This is a genomic window from Rhodanobacter sp. KK11 (assembly GCF_033345435.1).
In the GTDB taxonomy this organism is placed as follows: Bacteria; Pseudomonadota; Gammaproteobacteria; order Xanthomonadales; family Rhodanobacteraceae; genus Rhodanobacter.
Genome location: NZ_JAWPMI010000002.1, coordinates 53,945 through 73,636 on the forward strand (window position 1 = coordinate 53,945; position 19,692 = coordinate 73,636).

21 protein-coding genes are annotated in these 19,692 nt (G+C 69.2%); 12 read left to right on the forward strand and 9 right to left on the reverse strand.

Going from position 1 to position 19,692, the window contains the following annotated elements; all coding sequences use genetic code 11:
* Nucleotides 1–79: 79 nt before the first annotated feature.
* Genes R5H19_RS06665 through R5H19_RS06685 form a run of 5 tightly spaced genes read left to right on the forward strand, consistent with a single transcriptional unit; the run spans nucleotide 80 to nucleotide 7,334 of the window.
* Complete coding sequence (locus R5H19_RS06665) at nucleotides 80–1,540, forward strand: glucoamylase family protein (protein WP_318158210.1); 1,461 nt, start codon at nucleotides 80–82, stop codon at nucleotides 1,538–1,540.
* Nucleotides 1,537–2,850, forward strand: coding sequence for a sugar ABC transporter substrate-binding protein (locus R5H19_RS06670; protein ID WP_318158211.1), 1,314 nt, complete (start codon nucleotides 1,537–1,539; stop codon nucleotides 2,848–2,850). The genes R5H19_RS06665 and R5H19_RS06670 overlap by 4 nt, the downstream gene beginning before the upstream one ends.
* A complete protein-coding gene (locus R5H19_RS06675) occupies nucleotides 2,847–3,725 on the forward strand; it encodes a sugar ABC transporter permease (protein ID WP_318158212.1) in 879 nt (292 codons plus the stop codon). The genes R5H19_RS06670 and R5H19_RS06675 overlap by 4 nt, the downstream gene beginning before the upstream one ends.
* Complete coding sequence (locus R5H19_RS06680) at nucleotides 3,722–4,543, forward strand: carbohydrate ABC transporter permease (RefSeq protein ID WP_318158213.1); 822 nt, start codon at nucleotides 3,722–3,724, stop codon at nucleotides 4,541–4,543. The genes R5H19_RS06675 and R5H19_RS06680 overlap by 4 nt, the downstream gene beginning before the upstream one ends.
* A 43-nt stretch (nucleotides 4,544–4,586) precedes the next feature.
* Nucleotides 4,587–7,334: a discoidin domain-containing protein gene (locus R5H19_RS06685; protein ID WP_318158434.1), complete on the forward strand. Its 2,748-nt coding sequence runs from the start codon at nucleotides 4,587–4,589 to the stop codon at nucleotides 7,332–7,334.
* Between the two features lie 23 nt (nucleotides 7,335–7,357).
* Here the strand turns inward: R5H19_RS06685 and R5H19_RS06690 are convergent, their stop codons facing one another.
* From R5H19_RS06690 to xth, 3 genes are all read right to left on the reverse strand, one after another.
* On the reverse strand, nucleotides 7,358–8,191 hold the full coding sequence (locus R5H19_RS06690; protein WP_318158214.1) for a pirin family protein: 834 nt from the start codon (nucleotides 8,189–8,191) through the stop codon (nucleotides 7,358–7,360).
* A gap of 112 nt (nucleotides 8,192–8,303) precedes the next feature.
* Nucleotides 8,304–8,978 (reverse strand): YecA family protein, encoded by a 675-nt coding sequence (locus R5H19_RS06695; RefSeq protein WP_318158215.1) that lies wholly within the window; start codon nucleotides 8,976–8,978, stop codon nucleotides 8,304–8,306.
* A 5-nt stretch (nucleotides 8,979–8,983) separates the two neighbouring features.
* Entirely contained in the window at nucleotides 8,984–9,763 is a 780-nt protein-coding gene (gene xth, locus R5H19_RS06700; RefSeq protein ID WP_318158216.1) for an exodeoxyribonuclease III, read from the reverse strand.
* A gap of 230 nt (nucleotides 9,764–9,993) precedes the next feature.
* Between xth and R5H19_RS06705 the strand changes: the two genes are divergently transcribed.
* Nucleotides 9,994–10,203: a cold-shock protein gene (locus R5H19_RS06705; protein WP_007512189.1), complete on the forward strand. Its 210-nt coding sequence runs from the start codon at nucleotides 9,994–9,996 to the stop codon at nucleotides 10,201–10,203.
* A gap of 55 nt (nucleotides 10,204–10,258) precedes the next feature.
* Here the strand turns inward: R5H19_RS06705 and R5H19_RS06710 are convergent, their stop codons facing one another.
* Entirely contained in the window at nucleotides 10,259–12,316 is a 2,058-nt protein-coding gene (locus tag R5H19_RS06710) for a M3 family metallopeptidase (protein WP_318158217.1), read from the reverse strand.
* Between the two features lie 94 nt (nucleotides 12,317–12,410).
* On the opposite strand from R5H19_RS06710, the gene R5H19_RS06715 reads away from it, so the two are divergent.
* Both R5H19_RS06715 and R5H19_RS06720 read left to right on the forward strand, forming a co-directional pair.
* Nucleotides 12,411–12,944 (forward strand): gamma carbonic anhydrase family protein, encoded by a 534-nt coding sequence (locus tag R5H19_RS06715; RefSeq protein WP_318158218.1) that lies wholly within the window; start codon nucleotides 12,411–12,413, stop codon nucleotides 12,942–12,944.
* On the forward strand, nucleotides 12,944–13,273 hold the full coding sequence (locus R5H19_RS06720; protein WP_318158219.1) for a low molecular weight protein tyrosine phosphatase family protein: 330 nt from the start codon (nucleotides 12,944–12,946) through the stop codon (nucleotides 13,271–13,273). The genes R5H19_RS06715 and R5H19_RS06720 overlap by 1 nt, the downstream gene beginning before the upstream one ends.
* A gap of 13 nt (nucleotides 13,274–13,286) precedes the next feature.
* Here the strand turns inward: R5H19_RS06720 and R5H19_RS06725 are convergent, their stop codons facing one another.
* The 3 genes from R5H19_RS06725 to aroE all read right to left on the reverse strand — a co-directional run bounded on the left by R5H19_RS06725 (nucleotide 13,287) and on the right by aroE (nucleotide 15,041).
* Complete coding sequence (locus R5H19_RS06725) at nucleotides 13,287–13,835, reverse strand: energy transducer TonB (RefSeq protein ID WP_318158220.1); 549 nt, start codon at nucleotides 13,833–13,835, stop codon at nucleotides 13,287–13,289.
* Between the two features lie 112 nt (nucleotides 13,836–13,947).
* On the reverse strand, nucleotides 13,948–14,205 hold the full coding sequence (locus R5H19_RS06730) for a YkgJ family cysteine cluster protein (RefSeq protein WP_318158435.1): 258 nt from the start codon (nucleotides 14,203–14,205) through the stop codon (nucleotides 13,948–13,950).
* A 5-nt stretch (nucleotides 14,206–14,210) separates the two neighbouring features.
* Entirely contained in the window at nucleotides 14,211–15,041 is an 831-nt protein-coding gene (aroE, locus tag R5H19_RS06735; RefSeq protein ID WP_318158221.1) for a shikimate dehydrogenase, read from the reverse strand.
* A 108-nt stretch (nucleotides 15,042–15,149) separates the two neighbouring features.
* Here aroE and R5H19_RS06740 point away from each other — a divergent pair, with 108 nt between their 5' ends.
* Nucleotides 15,150–15,407 carry a hypothetical protein gene (locus tag R5H19_RS06740; protein WP_318158222.1) on the forward strand — a complete coding sequence of 86 codons (258 nt, stop codon included), beginning with the start codon at nucleotides 15,150–15,152 and terminating at the stop codon, nucleotides 15,405–15,407.
* A gap of 49 nt (nucleotides 15,408–15,456) precedes the next feature.
* Here the strand turns inward: R5H19_RS06740 and R5H19_RS06745 are convergent, their stop codons facing one another.
* A complete protein-coding gene (locus R5H19_RS06745) occupies nucleotides 15,457–16,944 on the reverse strand; it encodes a RimK family protein (RefSeq protein ID WP_318158223.1) in 1,488 nt (495 codons plus the stop codon).
* Between the two features lie 190 nt (nucleotides 16,945–17,134).
* Between R5H19_RS06745 and R5H19_RS06750 the strand changes: the two genes are divergently transcribed.
* Nucleotides 17,135–17,620 (forward strand): N-acetyltransferase, encoded by a 486-nt coding sequence (locus R5H19_RS06750; RefSeq protein ID WP_318158224.1) that lies wholly within the window; start codon nucleotides 17,135–17,137, stop codon nucleotides 17,618–17,620.
* A gap of 165 nt (nucleotides 17,621–17,785) precedes the next feature.
* Here the strand turns inward: R5H19_RS06750 and R5H19_RS06755 are convergent, their stop codons facing one another.
* On the reverse strand, nucleotides 17,786–18,475 hold the full coding sequence (locus tag R5H19_RS06755; protein WP_318158225.1) for a hypothetical protein: 690 nt from the start codon (nucleotides 18,473–18,475) through the stop codon (nucleotides 17,786–17,788).
* Nucleotides 18,476–18,588: 113 nt separating this feature from the next.
* Here R5H19_RS06755 and R5H19_RS06760 point away from each other — a divergent pair, with 113 nt between their 5' ends.
* Nucleotides 18,589–18,765 carry a lipoprotein gene (locus R5H19_RS06760; RefSeq protein WP_318158226.1) on the forward strand — a complete coding sequence of 59 codons (177 nt, stop codon included), beginning with the start codon at nucleotides 18,589–18,591 and terminating at the stop codon, nucleotides 18,763–18,765.
* Nucleotides 18,766–18,773: 8 nt separating this feature from the next.
* Entirely contained in the window at nucleotides 18,774–19,634 is an 861-nt protein-coding gene (gene dapF / locus R5H19_RS06765; RefSeq protein WP_318158227.1) for a diaminopimelate epimerase, read from the forward strand.
* The last annotated feature ends 58 nt before the right edge of the window (nucleotides 19,635–19,692 follow it).

The window sequence follows — 19,692 nt, forward strand, 5'->3', positions numbered from 1 at the left end:
AGACGTCTGAATGGCCATGCGAATCCGTGCCCGGGCACGGGTTCGCATGGCCGCCAACGCAAAGTACGGCAGACCCATCATGACGTTCTTCCATCGGCCCGCGTGGCTTTCCTCGTTCCTGCTCGGCCTCGCCCTGGTCGTCGCAGCCCCGGCCACTCCCGCCTGGCAGGCCCGCCCGGCTCCCACCGCGCAAACCAGCGCACCGGTCGTTCCGGCGCTGGTCAACGACCTCGAACAGCGCAGCTTCCGTTTCTTCTGGGACAGCGCCAACCCCGCCAACGGGCTGATTCCCGACCACTACCCCGGCGAATCCTTCTCCAGCATCGCCGCGGTCGGCTTCGGCCTGACCGCGTACGGCGTGGGCGTGGAGCGCGGCTACATCACGCGCGCACAGGCGATCGAACGCACCCTGGCCACCCTGCGTTTCTTCGACACCGCGCCACAGAACGACAGCGAGGACGACGCCAGCGGCTACCGCGGCTTCTTCTACCACTTCCTCGACATGCAGAGCGGCAAGCGCTTCGCGCGCTGGACCGAGCTGTCCAGCGTGGACACCACCTTGCTGCTCGGTGGCGTGCTGTTCGCGCAGTCGTACTACGATCGCGACACGCCGGCCGAACACGAGATCCGCACGCTGGCCGACCGCATCTACCGCCGCGTCGAGTGGCCCTGGCTGCAGGTGCGCGCGCCGCTGGTCAGCATGGGCTGGACGCCGGAGGGCAAGTTCATCCCGCACGACTGGGAGGGCTACAACGAGGCCATGCTGTTGTACGTGCTGGCGCTGGGCTCGCCCACCCACCCGATCGGCGCCGACGCATGGCCGGCGTGGACGAGTACCTACGACCGCCACTGGGGTCAGTTCCACGGCGTGCAGCTGCTGAACTTCGGACCGATGTTCGGCCACCAGTACAGCCACGTGTGGATCGACTTCCGCGGCATCCGCGACGCCTGGAACCGCCAGCACGACCTCGATTATTTCGAGAACAGCCGCCGCGCGGTGATCGCCCAGCGCAACTACGCGATCGCCAACCCCGGCGGCTGGACCGGCTACGGCCCGAACGTGTGGGGGCTGAGCGCCAGCAACGGTCCCGGCGGCATCATCGTCGAGGGCCAGCGCCGGCGCGAATTCCACGGCTATATCGCACGCGGCGCGGGACTGGGCTGGGACGTCGACGACGGCACCATCGCGCCGACCGCGGCAGGCGGCTCGATCGCGTTCGCGCCGGAGCTGGTGATTCCCGCACTGGAGGAGATGAGGCGCCGCTACGGCAAGGACATCTACGGCGAATACGGTTTCCTCGACGCGTTCAACCCCAGCTTCCACGTGCAGACCGAGCTGCGCACGGGCAAGCTGCGGCCGATGGGCTGGGTCGACAACGTGTACCTCGGCATCGACCAGGGCCCGATCGTGCTGATGATCGAGAACTGGCGCAGCGACTTCGTGTGGAACGTGATGAAGAAGAATCCGTACATCCGCAAGGGACTCGAACGCGCCGGCTTCCAAGGCGGCTGGCTGAGCGCGGGGACACCGGAAAAATGACCCGCGGCGCGCGCCCGCAGCGATCGCGGCGCGGCCCGTGGCTGGCTTGCCTCACCCTGTGCAGCGTGCTGCTGGGCAGCTGCGCGCCGGCGCCGACGGGGCAGCAGCTCACGTTCTGGACGATCGGCCGCGAGGGCGAGGCGATCGTCAAGCTGCTGCCGGCGTTCGAGCGCGCGCACCCGGGCATCCGCGTGAAAGTGCAGCAGCTGCCGCTGACCGCGGCGCACCAGAAGCTGCTCACCGCATTCGCCGGCGGCTCCACGCCAGACCTCAGCCAGCTCGGCAACACCTGGTTGCCCGAGCTGGCCGCGCTGCACGCACTGGAGCCACTGCAGGCGCGCGTGGACCGCTCGGCGGTGGTGCAGCCGCGCGACTACTTCGCCAGCATCTGGGCCACCAACGTCATCGACGGCACCCTGTACGGCGTGCCGTGGTACGTCGACACGCGGTTGCTGTTCTACCGCAGGGACCTGCTCGGGAAAGCCGGCTTCGACGCGCCGCCGCGCACCTGGGTCGAGTGGCGGCGCCAGCTCGCCGCACTGAGCGATCCGTCGCAGCATCGCTACGGCATCCTGCTGCCGACCAACGAGTACGAGCAGCTGATGTCGCTGGCGCTGCAGCAGCCCGAGCCGCTGCTGCGCGACGGCGGCCGCTACGGCAACTTCGAGAGCGCCGGCTTCAAGCGCGCGCTGGCGTTCTACGTCGACACGTTCCGGCTGCGCCAGGCGCCGGCGATCACCAATGTCGAGGCCGGCAACCCGTGGACGGAATTCGGCCGCGGCGTGTACGCGTTCTACCTGTCCGGGCCATGGAACATCGGCGAGTTCCGCTCGCGCCTGCCGGCAACGCAGCAGGATGACTGGGCCACCGCGCCGCTGCCCGGCCCGGACGGCGCCGGCGTCGGCGTGGCCGGCGGTTCCAGCCTGGTGGTCTTCCGCGCCTCGAAGCACAAGGACGCCGCCTGGCAACTGATCGAATATCTCTCGCAACCGGCAGTGCAGCAGCAGTTCTACGACCTGCTCGGCGACATGCCGCCGCGACGCAGCTCGTGGGAAGGCGGCGCCCTGCGCGACGACCCGAAGGCGCACGCGTTCCGCGAGCAGCTGGAACAGGTGAAGCCGACCCCGCCGGTGCCGGAGTGGGAGCGCATCGCCAACGAGATGCAGCTGGTCGCCGCCGAGGCGATCGCCGGCCGGCTGACCATCGACCAGGCCGCCGCCGAGATCAACCGGCGTGCCGACGCGATCCTGGCCAAGCGCCGCTGGGTGCTCGACCATGCCGCGCCCCATCATGCGGAGCACAGCCGATGAACCCGCAGCGCAGCGCCTGGCTGTTCCTCACTCCGGCACTGGTCGTGCTGGGCGTGTTCTTCCTGCTGCCGGTGCTGGCCGCGCTCGCGCTCAGCCTGACCGACTACGACCTCTACGCGCTGGCCGATATCCGCAACCTGCGCTTCGTCGGTTTCGCCAACTACTGGGAGCTGCTGCAGCGGCCGCTGTTCTGGTCGGCGCTGGGCCACACGGTGTATTTCGTGGCGGTGGGCGTGCCGCTGTCGATGGGTGCCTCGCTCGGCGCGGCGATGTTGCTGAATTCGCCGCTGGCGGCGGCCAAGCCGCTGTTCCGCACCGCGCTGTTCGCACCGGTGGTGACCACGGTGGTGGCGGTGGCGGTGATCTGGCGCTACCTGTTCAACACCAAGTACGGCATGGCGAACTACGTGCTGGGCCTGCTCGGCATCCATCCGGTCGACTGGCTGGGCGATCCGCACTGGGCGATGCCGACGATCATCGCGTTCGCGGTGTGGAAGAACTTCGGCTACAACATGATCATCTTCCTGGCCGGCCTGCAGGCGATCCCGCCGGACCTGTACGAGGCCGCGCGCATCGACGGCGCCTCGGCCTGGCGGCAGTTCCGCCACATCACCCTGCCGATGCTGAAACCCACCATGCTGATGGTCGGCATCCTCACCGTGTCGGGCTACTTCCAGCTGTTCGCCGAGCCCTACGTGATGACCGAGGGCGGCCCGCTGCAGAGCACGGTGAGCGTGTTGTACCTGATGTACGACGAAGGCTTCAAATGGTGGAACCTCGGCTCCGCCTCGGCGGTGGCGTTCCTGCTGTTCCTCATCATGTTCGCGGTGACCGTGCTGATGGTGAAGCTGTCGCGGCGTGGAGACGAGACATGAACCCGCGACTGGCGAAGGCGCTGATCAACGGCCTGCTGATCGGCGCAGCGGCGGTCGCGCTGTTTCCGTTGCTGTGGATGCTGTCGGTGTCGTTCATGGCGCCGGGCGAGGCCAGCGCGCTGCCGCCGCCCTTGCTGCCGAAACATCCCAGCTGGGCGAACTACCGCGAACTGTTCGTGCACGCCGGCATGGGCCGTTACCTGCTCAACAGCCTGCTGGTCGCCGGAACCATCACCGCGCTGTCGCTGGCGTTCAACCTGATGGCCGGCTACGCCTTTGCCAAGCTGCGCTTCGCCGGGCGCGAGCGCCTGTTCCAGGCCCTGCTCGGGGCGCTGGTGATTCCCGCCCAGGTGGCGATGCTGCCGCTGTTCCTGCTGCTGAAGTACCTCGGCCTGGTCAACAGCTACGCCGGCGTGGTCGTGCCGGCGATGGCCACCGTGTTCGGCATCTTCCTGGTGCGCCAGTACACGCGCGGCATCCCCGACGAACTGCTGGAGGCCGCACGCATCGACGGCGCCGGCGAGTGGCGCATCTTCGTGCAGATCGTGCTGCCGCTGCTCAAACCCATCGTGGTGACGCTGGCCATCTTCACCTTCCTCGCCGCGTGGAACGACTTCATGTGGCCGCTGATCGTGCTGACCGGGCAGGAGCACTACACGCTGCCGATCGGGCTGGCCTCGCTGGCGCGCGAGCATTCGCAGGACAGCGAACTGATGATGGCCGGCTCGGTGGTCACCGTGCTGCCCGTGCTGCTGCTGTTCCTGGCGATGCAGCGCTACTACCTGCAAGGGCTGCTGCTGGGCAGCGTGAAGGGTTGACCCGATGCATCGCCGTCTGCGCCAGGCTGTAGTTCTTCCGCTGCTGCTGGCGCTTGGTTCGATGGCCCATGCCGCGGATGCGCCGCGCACTCTCGACGACTTCACCCGTCCCGCCGCGTGGCAAGCCGAAGGCACCGACGACATCAGCGCCATGCTGCGCCCTACCGACGGCGCGCACGGCAAGGCGATCTGTCTCGACTTCGACTTCAACGGCGTCTCCGGCGGCGCCACGTTGCGCCGCACGCTGCCAATCGCCTTTCCCGCCAACTACGCGCTGTCGTTCGACGTGCGTGGCGCGATGCCGCCGAACGACCTGCAGCTGAAGCTGATCGACGCCAGCGGCGACAACGTGTGGTGGTATCGGCGCGAGCACTTCCAGCCCGGCGACGGCTGGCAGACGATCACCGCACCCAAGCGCGAGATCGAATCCGCCTGGGGCCCGGCGAAGGACCGCACGCTGCGACAGACCCGCACGCTGGAGTTCACCGTCTACGCCGGACAGGGCGGCCGCGGCGAGCTGTGCGTCAGCAACCTGCGACTGACCCCGTTGCCGCCGGCGCCGGCGAGCGAACCGGCGCCCGCCGAGCTCACGCCCAACGCGCTGCTGCAACAACAAGCGAAACGCGCCCCGCGCGGCATCTATCCACGCGGCTTCTCCGGCGAGCAGAGCTACTGGACCCTGGTCGGCGTGGACGGCGGCGCGAAGCAGTCGGCGCTGATCTCCGAAGACGGCGCGGTGGAAGTGCGCAAGGGCGGCTGGTCGATCGAGCCGATGCTGCTCGACGGCAAGACGCTGATCGACTGGGCCACGGTGCAGACCACGCAAAGCCTGCAGGACGGTTACCTGCCGATTCCCACCGTGCACTGGCAGGCCGACGGCGTGCAGCTGGAGACCACCGCGTTCGCCAGCGGACCGCCGGACCGCTCGAACCTGCTGCTGCAATACCGCCTCTACAACAGCCGCAGGCAACCGCGTACGCTGACGCTAACCTTGCTGTTGCGCCCGTTCCAGGTCAATCCGCCGACCCAGTTCCTCAACACACCCGGCGGCATCAGTCCGATCCACGACCTCGTCTGGGATGGCCAGGCGGTGCAGGTCAATCGCGACCTGCGCGTGGTGCCGCTGCTGCCGCCCGCCGCCTTCGTCGCCGGCCGACACGGCGCCCTCACGTTACCGCAGCGGCTGGCCGCCGGCGAGCGGCCACAGGTCCGCACGCTGCACGACGACAGTGGCCATGCGCAGGGTGCGCTGCTCTACCAGCTGACCGTGCCGCCGCACTCAAGCATCACGCTGGGGCTGGTGGTGCCCTCTGACAAATCATCGTTCACGCCACCCGCCGACGCGGCGAAGTGGCTGCAGCAACAACGCGACGACGTGGCGGTGGCGTGGCGCACGAAACTCAACCACGTGACCCTGCAGTTGCCCGCCGCACAGCAGGCGCTGGTCGACACGGCGCGCAGCGCGCAGGCGCAGATGCTGATCTCGCGCGATGGCCCGGCGCTGCAGCCGGGTACCCGCTCGTACGCACGCACGTGGATCCGCGACGGCGCGATGATGGCCGAGGCCCTGCTGCGCAGCGGCCACGCCGACGTCGCCGGCGCGTTCGTGTCGTGGTACGCGCCGCACCAGTTCACCACCGGCAAGGTGCCGTGCTGCGTCGACGCGCGCGGCGCCGACCCGGTGCCGGAGAACGACAGCCACGGCGAGCTGCTGTTCGCGATCGCCGAATGGTGGCGCTACCGCCACGACCGCGCCGGCTTGCTGAAGCTGTGGCCGCACGTCGAACGCACAGTGGCGTACATGGACCGGCTGCGCGAGCGCGAACGCACGCCGGCGAACCGCGGCACCGCGCTGTATGGCCTGATGCCGGCCTCGATCAGCCACGAAGGCTACTCGGCCAAGCCGATGCATTCGTACTGGGACGACTTCTGGGCGCTGCGCGGCTACGACGATGCGGTGGCGCTGGCCAACGCGCTGGGCAAACGCGACGAAGCATCGCGCTGGGCCGCTTCGCGCGACGCGTTCCGCGCCGACCTGCAGGCGTCGATCCTCGCCAGCGTGAAGCAGCACGGCATCGACTACCTCCCCGGTGCCGCCGAGCTGGGCGACTTCGACGCCACCTCCACCACCATTGCGCTGTCGCCCGGCGGGGCGCAGGATTGGCTGCCGCCAGCCTTGCTGCGGCAGACGTTCGAGCGCTACTGGCAGGACTTCACGGCGCGCCGCGACGGCGGCAAGCCATGGACCGACTACACCCCGTACGAGTGGCGCAACGTGGCGGCGTTCGTGCGCCTGGGCTGGCGCGAGCGGGTGCCGGCGCTGCTGGATTTCTTCATGGCCGATCGCCGCCCCGCGGCGTGGAACCAGTGGGCCGAAGTGGTCGGCCGCGAGCCGCGCCAACCGCGCTTCGTGGGCGACATGCCGCATGCGTGGATCGCCTCGGACTTCCTGCGCTCGCTGTACGACATGTTCGCCTGGGAACGTGCCCGTGACCACGCGCTGGTGCTGGCCGCCGGCATGCCGTCGGAGTGGTTTAAAGGCGAGGGCATTGGCATCGCGCACCTGCGCACGCCCTACGGCGAACTCGACTACAGCCTGCGCGAACGCGACGGCGAACTGGTGCTGTCGCTGCCAGCCGGCGCCGCCATGCCGCCCGGCGGCTTGGTGTTGCCGTGGCCGTATGCGGGCAAGACGACCGGCAAGGCGTGGTTGAACGGCCAGCCGGTGGCCTGGCGCAACGGCGAAATCGCCATCCACCAGCTCCCCGCCACGCTGCGCATCACACGGTAGAGCCCGCTGGCGAGGCGATGGACTCAGAACTTGCCGGCGCGGAAGTCGGCGATCGCCTGGTGGATCTGCTCGGGCGTGTTCATCACGAACGGCCCGTAACGCGCCACGGTTTCGTTCAGCGGCTTGCCGGCGACCACCAGCAGGCGTGACGGCTTGTCGCCGCCGGTCAGCTGCAGCTGCTCGCCGTCGGACAGCACGCCCAGCTCGCTGCGCTGCAACCGCTCGCCGCCGACCAGGGCCGCCTCGCCGTCGAACACGTAGGCGAAGCCGTGATGGCCGACGGGCAGGTCCAGCGTGAACTGCGCGCCCGGCTGCAGGCCGATGTCCAGGTACACCGGCGCGGTGACGATGCCCTCGACCGGGCCGGTGGCGCCGGCCAGCGAACCGGCGATCACCTTCACCTCGACGCCTGCGGCCGGCTGCACTACCGGAATCCGCTCGGGGCCGATGTCCTGGTAGCGCGGCGCGATCATCTTGTCCTTCGCCGGCAGGTTCACCCACAGCTGGAAGCCCCACATCAGGCCGTTTTCCTGTTGCGGCATCTCCGAATGCAGGATGCCGCGGCCGGCGGTCATCCACTGCACGCTGCCCGGGGTGAGGTCGCCGCGGTTGCCGTGGTTGTCCTGATGCTGCATGTGCCCGGCCAGCATGTAGGTGACCGTCTCGAAGCCGCGATGCGGGTGTTCCGGGAAACCGGCGATGTAGTCGTCGGCGCTGTCGGAGCGGAACTCATCGAGCATCAGGAACGGATCGAGCATGTCCAGCCCGGGCTGGCCGATGACGCGCTTCAGCTTCACGCCGGCGCCGTCGGACGTATCCATGCCGCGGATGCGGCGGGTGATGTGGCGGTCGCTCATGGCGTACTCCAGATAAGAGGTGACTGGCAGCCAAGATGGTCCTGTTTGCCCGCCTATCCAAGCATCTGGGCAGAAACGGATTGTTTCAACGGCGCAACGCTGGCCTTTGGCCTCAATGCACCCAGTGCCCGCTGCGCTGGCGCGGCGGATTGCCGTCGCCGGAATCGGGCTGTTGCTGGCGCACCATCGCCTCGACTTCCGCCTCGGTGGCGGGCTTGGCCTGCCAGTACCGGTTCACCGCGCCGAGCACGGCCGGTACCTGGGCCAGGCACTCGTCGTATTCGTCGTCGCTGAGCTTCTCGAATTCGGCGTCGGCGCTGAGAATGCCTTCATCCACCGCCAGCGCCATCACCGGGCCGAGCAGCTCCATCAGCTGCGGATCCTCGGCCAGCCGGCTTTCCCACAACCCGGCACGCAGGTCGATGCCGCGGCTGAAGCCTTCGCACCAGCCGGCGGCGGACAGCATAGGGCCGCCTTCCATATCGACCTCGCCAAGGATCGGCTCGTAAGCGTCGACCTCGAGCTCGGCGATGATCGAATCGTTGAGCTTGGCCAGCAGCGCCAGCACGCGGTTGCCTTCGTCCTCGTCGGCGAACGGTTCGTGCAGCACTTCGTGCAGCCACTCGTCCGGCAGCACCAGCAGCGGGCCCACCGCCAGCGCCGAGAGCAGGCCGTGCACGCCGTCCAGCAGCAGGTCGCCTTCGCCGGTGTGCGCTCGCAGGTAGCGGTCCAGTTCGTCCAGTTCGCGGTCGTCCAGCGAGCTGGGCCATTCGGTCTTCGAGGTCATTGCGGTCAGATATCCAGTTCCAGCGTCACCGGCGTATGGTCGGAAGGTCGCTCCCAGCGGCGCGGCTCGCGGTCGATCGCCGCCGCGGAGGCGGCGGGTTTCAGCGTCTCGCCGAGCAGGATCAGGTCGATGCGCAAACCCATGTTGCGGCGGAACGCCGCCTGCCGGTAGTCCCACCAGCTGTAGTGGCCGCCCGCAGATTCGAACAGGCGGAAGCTGTCGTGCAGGCCGAGTTCGGTGATCGCCTTCAGCGCGGCGCGCTCCGGCGGCGAGCACAGGATGTCCTCGCCCCAGGCTACCGGGTCGTAGACGTCGCGGTCGTCCGGGCAGATGTTGAAGTCGCCCAGCACGACCAGGTTCGGGTGGCGTTCCAGCTCGCGCGCCAGGAACTCGCGCACCTTGGCCAGCCAGTCCAGCTTGTAGGCGTACTTCTCGTCGCCGACCGCCTTGCCGTTGACCACGTACAGGTCGACCACGCGTACGCCACCGACGGTGGCGGCCAGGATGCGCCGCTGCGGGTCGTCCAGGCCGGGGATGTCGGTGACCACGTCGTCAAAGCCGCCGTGGACGCCGTCACGGGCCAGGATCGCCACGCCGTTGTAGGTCTTCTGGCCGGAATACACCGCGCGGTAGCCGGCCGCGGCTAGTTCGTCGACAGGAAACTTCGCGTCTTCCAGCTTGGTTTCCTGCAGCGCCACCACGTCCGGCCGGGCGTCGGCCAACCACTGGGTCAGGTGCGGCAGGCGCACCTTCAGCGAATTGACGTTCCACGAGGCGATCTTCATGGCCGCATTGTACGGGATGCGCCGGCGGCCACTGCGGGGCCCCGCGGCGGGGTTGGCCAGGCGGCGGCGCAAAAATGAACGGAAGCTGCGGAAAAAAACCACCGGAAGCGCGTATTCCAGTGTATGCTGGTCAGGCAAGAGTCCGAGGAAACTCCTATTTTTGCTCCTATTGCGGCCCGTGCCCAGTGCACCGGGCCGCAAACACATCCATGTTTCAAAGGTAAAGTTACATGTCGGATCGACAGAGCGGTACAGTCAAGTGGTTCAACGACGCCAAGGGTTTTGGCTTCATCACGCCGGAAAGCGGTGATGACCTGTTCGTGCATTTCCGCGCGATCCAGGGCACGGGCTTCAAGTCCCTGCAGGAAGGTCAGCGCGTCACGTTCATCGTCACCAAGGGCCAGAAGGGCCTGCAGGCCGAGGAAGTCCAGGCAGTCTGAGTTTCACCGCTCGAACGCCTGAAGAAAGCCCGCCTCGGCGGGCTTTTTTTTACGCCTACGCCAGGCCGTAGCTGCGCAGCAACGCCTCCGGCTCGGGCTTGCGGCCGCGGAAGGCGACGAAGCTTTCCAGCGCCGGTCGGCTGGCGCCGACCGCGAGGAACTCGCGGCGGAAGCGCTCGCCGGTGGCAGCGTCGATCACGCTAGCTCCGCCTGCAGCGGCTTCCTCGAACGCGCCGAACGCATCGGCACTGAGCAGCTCGGCCCACAGGTAGCTGTAGTAGCCGGCTGCGTAACCGCCGGCGAAGACGTGACTGAACGCGTGCGGGAAGCGTTGCCAGGCCGGCGGATGCAGCACCGCGACCTGCTTGCGCACCTCTTCCAGCACCGCCAGCGCGCGCGCGCCCTGCGCCGGGTCGTACTCCAGGTGCAGCAGGAAATCGAACAGTGCGAATTCCAGCTGGCGCACCAGGAACAGGCCGGCGTGGAAATGCCGCGCGGCCAGCATGCGTTCGAACAGTTCGTCCGGCAACCGCTCGCCGGTCTGCCAGTGCCGCGCGAACAGGTCGAGCGCCTGGCGATTCCAGCCGAAGTTCTCCATGAACTGGCTGGGCAGTTCCACCGCGTCCCACTCCACGCCGTCGATGCCGCCGATCGAGGGCAGCGCGATCTCGGTGAGCAGGTGGTGCAGGCCGTGGCCGAACTCGTGGAACAGGGTCAGCACGTCGTCGTGGGTGAGCAGGGCCGGCTTGCCCTCGGTGGGTGGCGCGAAGTTGCAGGTGAGGAAGGCCACCGGCAGCTGCCGTTGCTCGCCATCGTCGAAGCGGGCGCGGCAGACGTCCATCCAGGCGCCGCCGCGCTTGCCGTTGCGCGCGTACAGGTCGACGTAGGCGCCGGCGAACACGCGACCATCGGCGTCGCGCACGTCGTAGTAGCGCACCTCGGGATGCCACACGTCGACGCCGTCGCGCGGGGCGAGGGTGATGCCGTACAGCTGCGTGGTGAGGTCGAACAGGCCGTCGATCACTGCCGGCAGCGGGAAGTACGGCTTCAGCTGCTCCTCGTCCAGCGCGTATTCGCGCTGGCGCAGTTTCTCCGACGCATAGGCGACGTCCCACGGCTCGAGGTTGTCGAGCTTCAGCTCGGCATGGGCGAACTCGCGCAGCCCGGCCAGCTCGCGCTGCGCCACCGGCTTCGCGCGCGCGGCCAGGTCATGCAGGAATTCCATCACCTCGGTCGGCGAGGCGGCCATCTTGGTCGCCAGCGATTCCTCCGCCGCGTTGGCGAAGCCGAGCAGCTGCGCCGCCTCGTGGCGCAGCGCCATGATCCGCTCGATGCGCGCGCCGTTGTCGAACTTGCCCGCGTGCGGCCCCTGGTCGGAGGCGCGCGTCTGGTAGGCCCAATAGACCCGCTCGCGCAGACCGCGGTTGTCGGCATAGGTCAGCACCGCCTGCACGCTGGGCTGCTTCAGTGTCACCAGGTAGCCGTCCAGCTGCTGGTCTTCGGCGTACTGGCGCAGCACCGCGCGACCGGACTCGGGCACGCCGGCGAGATCGCGCTCGTCGGTGACGTGCTCGTGCCATGCCTCGCTGGCGTCGAGCACGGCGTTGGAGAATTCGGTGGAGAGTTTCGACAGCTCCACCCCGATCTCGCGGAAGCGCGAACGCGCCGGCTCGTCCAGCGCCACGCCGGACAGTCGGAAATCACGCAGCGCGTGTTCGACCAGTGCGCGCGCGGGACGCGGCAACGTGGCAAAGTCCGGCGCCTCGGCCAGCGCCTGCACCGCGGCGTACAGGTCGCGGTTCTGGCCCAGCTCGATCGCGTGCTCGGTGAGCTTCTCCTCGGCCGGCCCGTAGACCTTGCGCAAGGCCTCGCTGTCGGCCACCGAGTGCAGGTGCGACACCGGCGCCCAGGCCCGCGCCAGGCGCTGCTCCAGCCGTTCCTGGGTCAGCATCACGTGGTCGAAGTCGCGCGGTGCGCCGGGTGCGACCAGCGCGTCGATGCCGGCACGGTAGTCGGCCAGGATCGCGTCGACCGCCGGGGTGACATGCTCGGGAAGGATCTGCGAGAACGCCGGCAGGGTGTCGTCGGCCAGCAGCGGGTTGTCGTGACTCATGAACGCTCCTTTTCAGGCCATCAGCGTGGCGACCGCGCCGGGCGAAATCAAGCGCGACGACGTGACGATGCGGCCGCGCCGCTAGAATGCCCGGATGAGCCCCCTGCGCAGCTTCAAGGGCATCGCGCCCACCCTCGGCCAACGCGTCTACGTCGACCCCGCCGCCAGCGTGATCGGCGACGTGGTGCTGGGCGACGACGTCTCGATCTGGCCGGGCGCGGTGCTGCGCGGCGACGTCAACCACATCCGCGTCGGCGCGAGAACCAGCATCCAGGACGGCAGCATCGTGCACGTCGCCCACGCCGGCCCGTACGGTCCGGGCTACCCGTGCCTGATCGGCGAGGGCGTCACCGTCGGCCACGCCGCGGTGGTGCACGCCTGCACGATCGGCGACTACTGCCTGATCGGCATGCACGCCAGCGTGCTGGACGGCGCGGTGGTGCACAAGTACGGTTTCGTCGGCGCCGGCGCGCTGATTCCGCCGGGCAAGGTGGTCGGCGAGCGCGAACTGTGGCTGGGCAACCCGGCGAAGTTCGTGCGCCTGCTCAGCGATCGCCAGATCGAGCACCTGCACTATTCCGCCGACCACTACGTGCGCCTGAAAGACGAGTATCTGGCGTCCGCCTGATGGCACCGCGACGCGTACTGTTCCTGTGCAGCCGCAACCGCCTGCGCAGTCCCACCGCGGAGCAGGTATTCGGCACATGGCCGGATCTCGAAGTCGACTCCGCCGGCTTGGCCGACGATGCACAGACGGTACTGACGGCCGAGCAGCTGGGCTGGGCCGAGCTGATCGTGGTGATGGAGGCCAGCCACCGCCGCCGGCTGCAGGCGCGCCATCGCGCCCTGCTCAGGGGCAAGCGGGTAGTCTGCCTGGACATCCCCGACCGCTACGCGTTCATGCAGCCGGAACTGGTTGCGCTGCTGCTGAAGAAGGCCGGGCCGTTGCTGCGCTGACCCGGGCGCGGAATCACCTCGCACCGCGCGCGGCGTTCGCCTGGCGGATACGTTCGGCTTCGGCCTCGTGCTGCCGCATCACGATGTTGCGCGCAGCGGAGAGCTTGCCGCCGAGCAGGGCCAGCGTGAAGTTGTCGCGGTCGAATTCGCGCAGCAGGTCGATCTCGCGGCGCGCTTCCTCCAGTTCCCGGCGATTGATGGTGCGTTCGATTTCGTTCGCCGCGCGCGGGAAGGACTCGCGCAATGCCTCCTGCGCCACCCGATTCTGCGGTTCCAGCTGCAGCACGCTGAGGTAGAACTCCCAGGCGTTGCTGCCGGCCGGCGCCAGCAGGCGGCCATCGTGCATCGCCTCGCGGGCCAGCCCGAGCAGGATGTCGCTGCCGCTTCGCGTATCGTCGGCCGGCGCATCCGTCCACTCGGCGGATGCCGCGGCGGCGGCGTTCGGCGCGGCGTCCGCGGTCGCCCGGCTGTACCAGAAAATGCCGCCAGCCGCGGCCAGCAACGACAGGCACAGCAGGGCGAGCGCGTATCGGTGCAATACGGCGAAGAGGAAACGGGGCATGACACCTGCTGCGCAAACGATAGCCGCGCGCTGGAGTCTCCGTCATCGACGTACTCCCGGCGGATGCCGCCACGTTAGCGAGGCGGTGTTGCAGTCGTGTGGCGGCATCGCGTCAACGCGCCGCCGTGGCTGCTTCCAGCCGCGCCAGCCAGGCCAGCGCATGACCGCGGTCGGTGCCGCACATCGCCGGCTCGGCGCGCAGGCTGGCGCACACGGCGGGGCGCTCGGGGCGGCCGAAGATCGCGCAGAGGTTGTCGTCGGTGAGCTGCACGCAGCGGGCGCCGGCCGGCTTGCCATCGGGCATGCCGGGGATCGGCGAGCTGATCGACGGGGCGATGCAGCAGGCGCCGCAGCCGACGCGGCACGCCAGTGCGTTCAAGCGTTCTGCCGGCGCAGCGCCTGGTACACCGGCTCGGTGTCCGGCCGCCGGCCATGCCACAGCTCGAATGCATCGGCAGCGGTTTCCACCAGCATGCCGAGGCCGTCGAACGCGTAACGCGCGCCGGCGGTTTTCGCCCAGCTCAGGAAGCTGCTGGCGGCCGCGCCGTAGGAAAGGTCGTAACACAGCGCGCGTGCACCGACCAGCGACGACGGCAGCTGCAGCGACGCACCGAGCACGCCGGCCGAGGTGGCGTTGATGATCAGGTCGTAGCTGCCGATGTCGGCCAGGTCTGACCAGTAGCGGGTATGCGCGCGCGCCGGCTCGCCGATCGCGTCGGCCAGCGCATCGGCGCTCTCGGCGGTGCGGCTGACGATGGTCAGCGTCTCCACGCCGGCGTCCAGCAGATTCCAGGCCACGCCGTGCGCGGCGCCACCGGCGCCCAGCAGCAGGGCGGTGTGGCCGCGCAGGTCCACGTGGTGGCGCTCGGTGAGGTCGCGTACCAGGCCGTCGCCGTCGGTGTTGTGCGCGGCCAGCCGGCCATCGGCCAGTGCGGTCAGCACGTTGGCGCTGCCGGCGCGCGTGGCCGCCGCGCTGCGTTCGTCGGCCAGCGCGAAGGCGGCGGCCTTGTGCGGCAGGGTGACGTTGGCGCCGCGGCCGCCGTCGGCGAAGAAACGCTGCACGGCCGCCGCAAACCCGGCCGGCGCCACGTCGATCGCGCGGTACTCCAGCTCGATGCCGAACTGTTGCGCGAACGCCCGATGGATCTGCGGCGACAGCGAGTGGCCGATCGGATGGCCGAACACGGCGAACTGGGCAGCTGGCATGGGGATTCCCTGATGGTTACCTGGCTTCATTCTACAAGCCGCCATCACGTCGCAATCGGTGAGATGGGAACGCGGCAATCTGCGGTCACCTTGCCGAGGAGACCGCCCATGCGCACGCCAGCCTTGTCTTCCCCACACCAGCAACGCCTGCTTGGCGCCGCCATGCTGTGGCTGCTTGGCGGCGGCGCGTTGCTGCTGAGCACGCTGGTACCCGCGCACACCGACCTGCTCGGCTGGACGCCGGCGTTCTGGCTGCTCGGCGCACCGCTGGTCGTGCTGCTGGCGCTGGAACCTGCGCTGCCGCGACAGCTGCTGGTGTTGTGCCGGCCGCGCCGGCGCGGGGCTCACGGCGTGGCCTGGCATTAGAACGGGAAAGGCGCCCCACCCGAAGGGCGCGCGGGGAGCGCGCCGGCCGTCAGAGGGCAGCGCCACCCTGGCGCTTGCGCTCCATCCGGCGCAGGAATTCGCGCATGACGCGCAGGTACAGCTCGTCGCCAAGGTAGGCGTCCTCGACGCCGGCGTCGATCGACGGGTTGTCGTTCACCTCGATCACCACCGGCCGGTTGCCGACCTGCTTCAGGTCGACGCCGTAGAGGCCGTCGCCGATCGGCTGGGTCGCCTTCAGCGCCAGCTTGACCACCGCGGCCGGCGCGTCCTTCAGCGCGATGGTCTCGAAGCCGCCGGATTTCGCCGTGCCCTTGGCGCCATGGTTGTAGATCTGCCAGTGGCCGCGCGACATGTAGTACTTGCAGGCGTAGATCGGCTCGCGGTTGAGCACGCCGATACGCCAGTCGAACTCGGTGTAGACGTATTCCTGCGCCAGCAGCAACGCGCTGTGCTGGAACAGCCCGCTGGCCGAGTGCGCCAGCGCCGCCTCGTCCTCGACCTTGACCACGCCGCGCGAGAACGAGCCGTCCGGGATCTTCAGCACCAGCGGGAAGCCGAGCCGGGCCACCACTTCCTTCATGCCCTTGCTGTCGTCGCGGTAGAGGATCTCGGTGCGCGGCACCGCCAGTTTGCGCGAGACCATCAGGTCGTTGAGGTAGATCTTGTTGGTACAACGCAGGATCGAGCTGGGGTCGTCGATCACCACCATGCCTTCCTTCTCGGCACGGTGGGCGAAGCGGTAGGTGTGATTGTCGGATGCGGTCGTTTCGCGGATGAACAGGCCGTCGTATTCGGCCAGCCGCTGGTAGTCGTTCTTGCCGATCGGGTCGACCTCGATGCCGAGTTCCCTGCCGGCAGCGACGAAGGATTTCAGCGCCTTCTTGTTCGATGGCGGCATCTGCTCGGCCGGGTCGACCAGCATCGCCAGGTCGTAGCGGTACTGGCGCCGCGCGCGCGGCTTGCGCCACAACTTGCGCGAGAAGCGGTCGAGCTCCTCGGCGAACGCGTCCTCCTGCGTGTCGACCAGGGTATGCAGGCCGACCGGCTTGATCGAGCTGACCTGCCACACGCGGTCGCGCTCGAACTCGATGCGCAGCAGCGGGCAGGGGAACATTTCGAACACCTGCCGGGCCAGGTCCTGCAACGCCGGGTAGGCGGTTTCGCCGAAGTAGACCAGGATGCCGAAGTCGGTGGTGTCGCGGCCGCCGGCCGGCAGGAAGTGGGTGAGTTTCTGGTTGAGATCGTCGATGTCCAGGCCGTACAGCGAGCGCCGGCGCAGGTCGTTCACCGTGCGCACCGACGGCATCACCTTGTGCCCGCGCGCCTCGGCCAGCAGCGACACGTAGTAGCCGGTGCCCAGGTACTTGTAGCTGCGGCACAGGTTGATCACGTGGGTGCGCTCGTCGTCGCCGCCGACCGGCGTGCGCAGGTAGTCCATCGCGCTCATCACGTCGACGGACGGGTAGTACGAACTCCAGTCCGAGGCTTTTTCGACAACGACGACCAGACGGGTCATGGCACCACTCGGGGGATACGGCGACGGCGGAAGGACCCGCGCGGGCGCGGCGGGGCGTGCAAAGCGCGCAGTTTGGCACAGCACCGGCACGACACAAGGGAAAGCGCTGAAGCACGAATGAACGGTGCCGGCACCGGCCGGCCGGCGCCGAAATTGCCCGCGCACACGCCCCGGCTGCTAGAGTCCGCGCGTGTCGACTACCCTGCCCACGCCACCCGCCTCCGCCAAGCCGCACGTGCGCCGCGCCACCGGCTCCGACCTGGACGATCTGGTCGCGCTGGAGCAGCGCAGCTTCTGCAGCGACCGGCTGAGCCGCGCGCAGTACCGCCGCCACCTGGACAGCGACTCCGCCCTGGTGCTGGTGGCCAGCGCCAACCATCACCTTTTCCTCGGCAGCGCCGTGCTGTTCTTCCGCAAGCGCAGCACCGTGGCGCGCCTGTACTCGCTGGCGACCCAGCCCGAAGCCCGCGGCAAGGGTGTCGGCGCAGCCTTGCTGGAAGCGGCCGCGGTGACCGCCCGTCGCCGCGGCAGTCGCGCGCTGCGGCTGGAAGTGCGCACCGACAACGCGGCCGCGATCGGCCTGTACGAACGCCACGGCTTCCGGCGCATCGGTCGCTACGCGCAATACTACGAAGACGGCGCGGACGCCTGGCGCTACGAGAAAACGCTGGACTGAAAGCCCGCCACGAATTTTCCCCAGCACTGCCGGAGAGCCCCATCCGCAGATGCGCCCGAACGGCGGATGTTGCGGCAGGGAGCTGCCGCCGGACCCGACCAGGGCGATGACCTGTTCGTTCGAATGCACGTCTGCGCCGGCTGCGCCCGCACGGTTTGGCGCGCTTCAGCCGCCCAGCGGTTGCCTGATGCGCCGCTCGGTAGCCTCGTCCGGCCGCGCCACCAGTGCGCCGCTGCGCATCAGGCTGACGCTGTAGTGGCCCTGGTCGACCAGCGGCAGGAAGGCGCCGCTGCCGTAGACGGTGTCGATCTCCGGTACCCAGCCCGGATACTGCTTTTTCAGGTTGAGCAGGTCGAACGCGCCGGCTTCGCCGAAGCCGATCACCGTGCGCGGCGCCTCGGCTTCCTGCGCCGGATCGTCGTAGCGGCCGGACAGGCGGTCGAGCCGGTACAGCGGCGGCACGCCGGCCAGCAGGGCAGGCAGCTTCCACTTCAACACGATCGCCTCGATGCGCCAGTCGTCGCCGGCCAGCTGCACCTGGCGCGTGCTGCCGTCGGGCCAGCTGAGGGTGAGCGCCCAGCGTTGCGGCGACAAAATGCGCGCGTCGATCTCGACCACCGGCGCCTCCTCGCCGAGCAGCCGGTAGCCGCGCAGCGCACAGCCGGCGCCGGCCAGCAGCAGGGTCAGCGCGAAGCAGGCCAGGCACAGCAGCGCGCGCCAGCTGGCGGCCAACGGGCGGCCGCCGTACAGGCGCTGGCGCAGGGCCACCAGCTGCACCAGGGTGATCAACCCGAACACCGCCGCCAGCACCAGCAGCACGGTCATCGGCATGCGCAGCAGCGCGCTCCAGTCCATCAGGGTTCCCTCGCCGCCTCGTCGGGCGCTTCGTGCGCGCATCATAACGGGCGTTGTCGTGGGCGCGGCGCCGCGCCTCGCTATACTGCGTCCGTCCGCCGAGTACCCCGCCCATGCACCGAACCTTCCTGCTGCTGCCGCTCTGCCTCGCCCTCGCCGCGCTTGCCGGCTGCGGCAACAAGGGGCCGCTGGTGCTACCGAGCCAGCCCGCCGCCGCCTCGACCACGGTGAAGCCGGCCACGCCCGCGCTGCCGGCCAGCGTCGACGAACCGACGGCCGGGCAATACTGATTCCGCCCATGCCACTGCGCTTCTCTAAAATGCACGGCATCGGCAACGACTTCGTCGTGCTGGATTGCCGCCAGCGCGCATTTCCGCTGGATGCGGCGCAGATCCGCGCGCTGGCCGACCGCCACACCGGCGTGGGCTTCGACCAGCTGCTCAGCGTGGAACCCGCGCGCGACCCGGACTGCGCGTTCTACTACGGCATCTGGAACGCCGACGGCTCGCCGTCCGGCCAGTGCGGCAACGGCGTGCGCTGCGTGGCGGCGTGGCTGCATCGCGCCGGCGCGCTGGCGCTGGGCGAGGACGTGACCATCGAGAGCCCGTCCGGCCCGGTGACGGTGCGCCTGCTCGGCCCGACCGAGGTTACCGTGGACATGGGCGAGCCGGTGTTCGAACCGGCGCGGATCCCGTTCGCGGCCGACGCCGCGGCCGATCATTACGAGCTCGCCGTAGGCGGCGAGGCGCTAGATGTCGGCGCGGTGTCGATGGGCAACCCGCACGCGGTGGTGGCAGTGGACGAGCTCGCCGACCCCGCGCTGCAACGGCTCGGCCCGCTGCTGACTTGCCACCCGCGCTTCGCGCAGGGCGCCAACGCCGGCTTCGTGCAGCGGCTCGATCGCGGCCACCTGCGCCTGCGTGTGCACGAGCGCGGCGCCGGCTGGACCCTGGCCTGCGGCACCGGCGCCTGCGCCGCGATGGCGGTGCTGCACCGGCGCGGCGCGGTCGACGACCGCGTGCAGGTGGAACTGCCCGGCGGCACGCTGCGCATCGACTGGGCCGGCCCCGGCCACACGCTGTGGATGACCGGCCCGGCCGCGTTCGCATTCGAGGGCGAATGGCCGGTTCCGCCCGCCGCCGCCCGGCGCGACGGTTGAAGCGCGCCCGCGTCCATCGCACACTCCGGCGAAGACGGCACGCTTCCCTCGCGCGCCC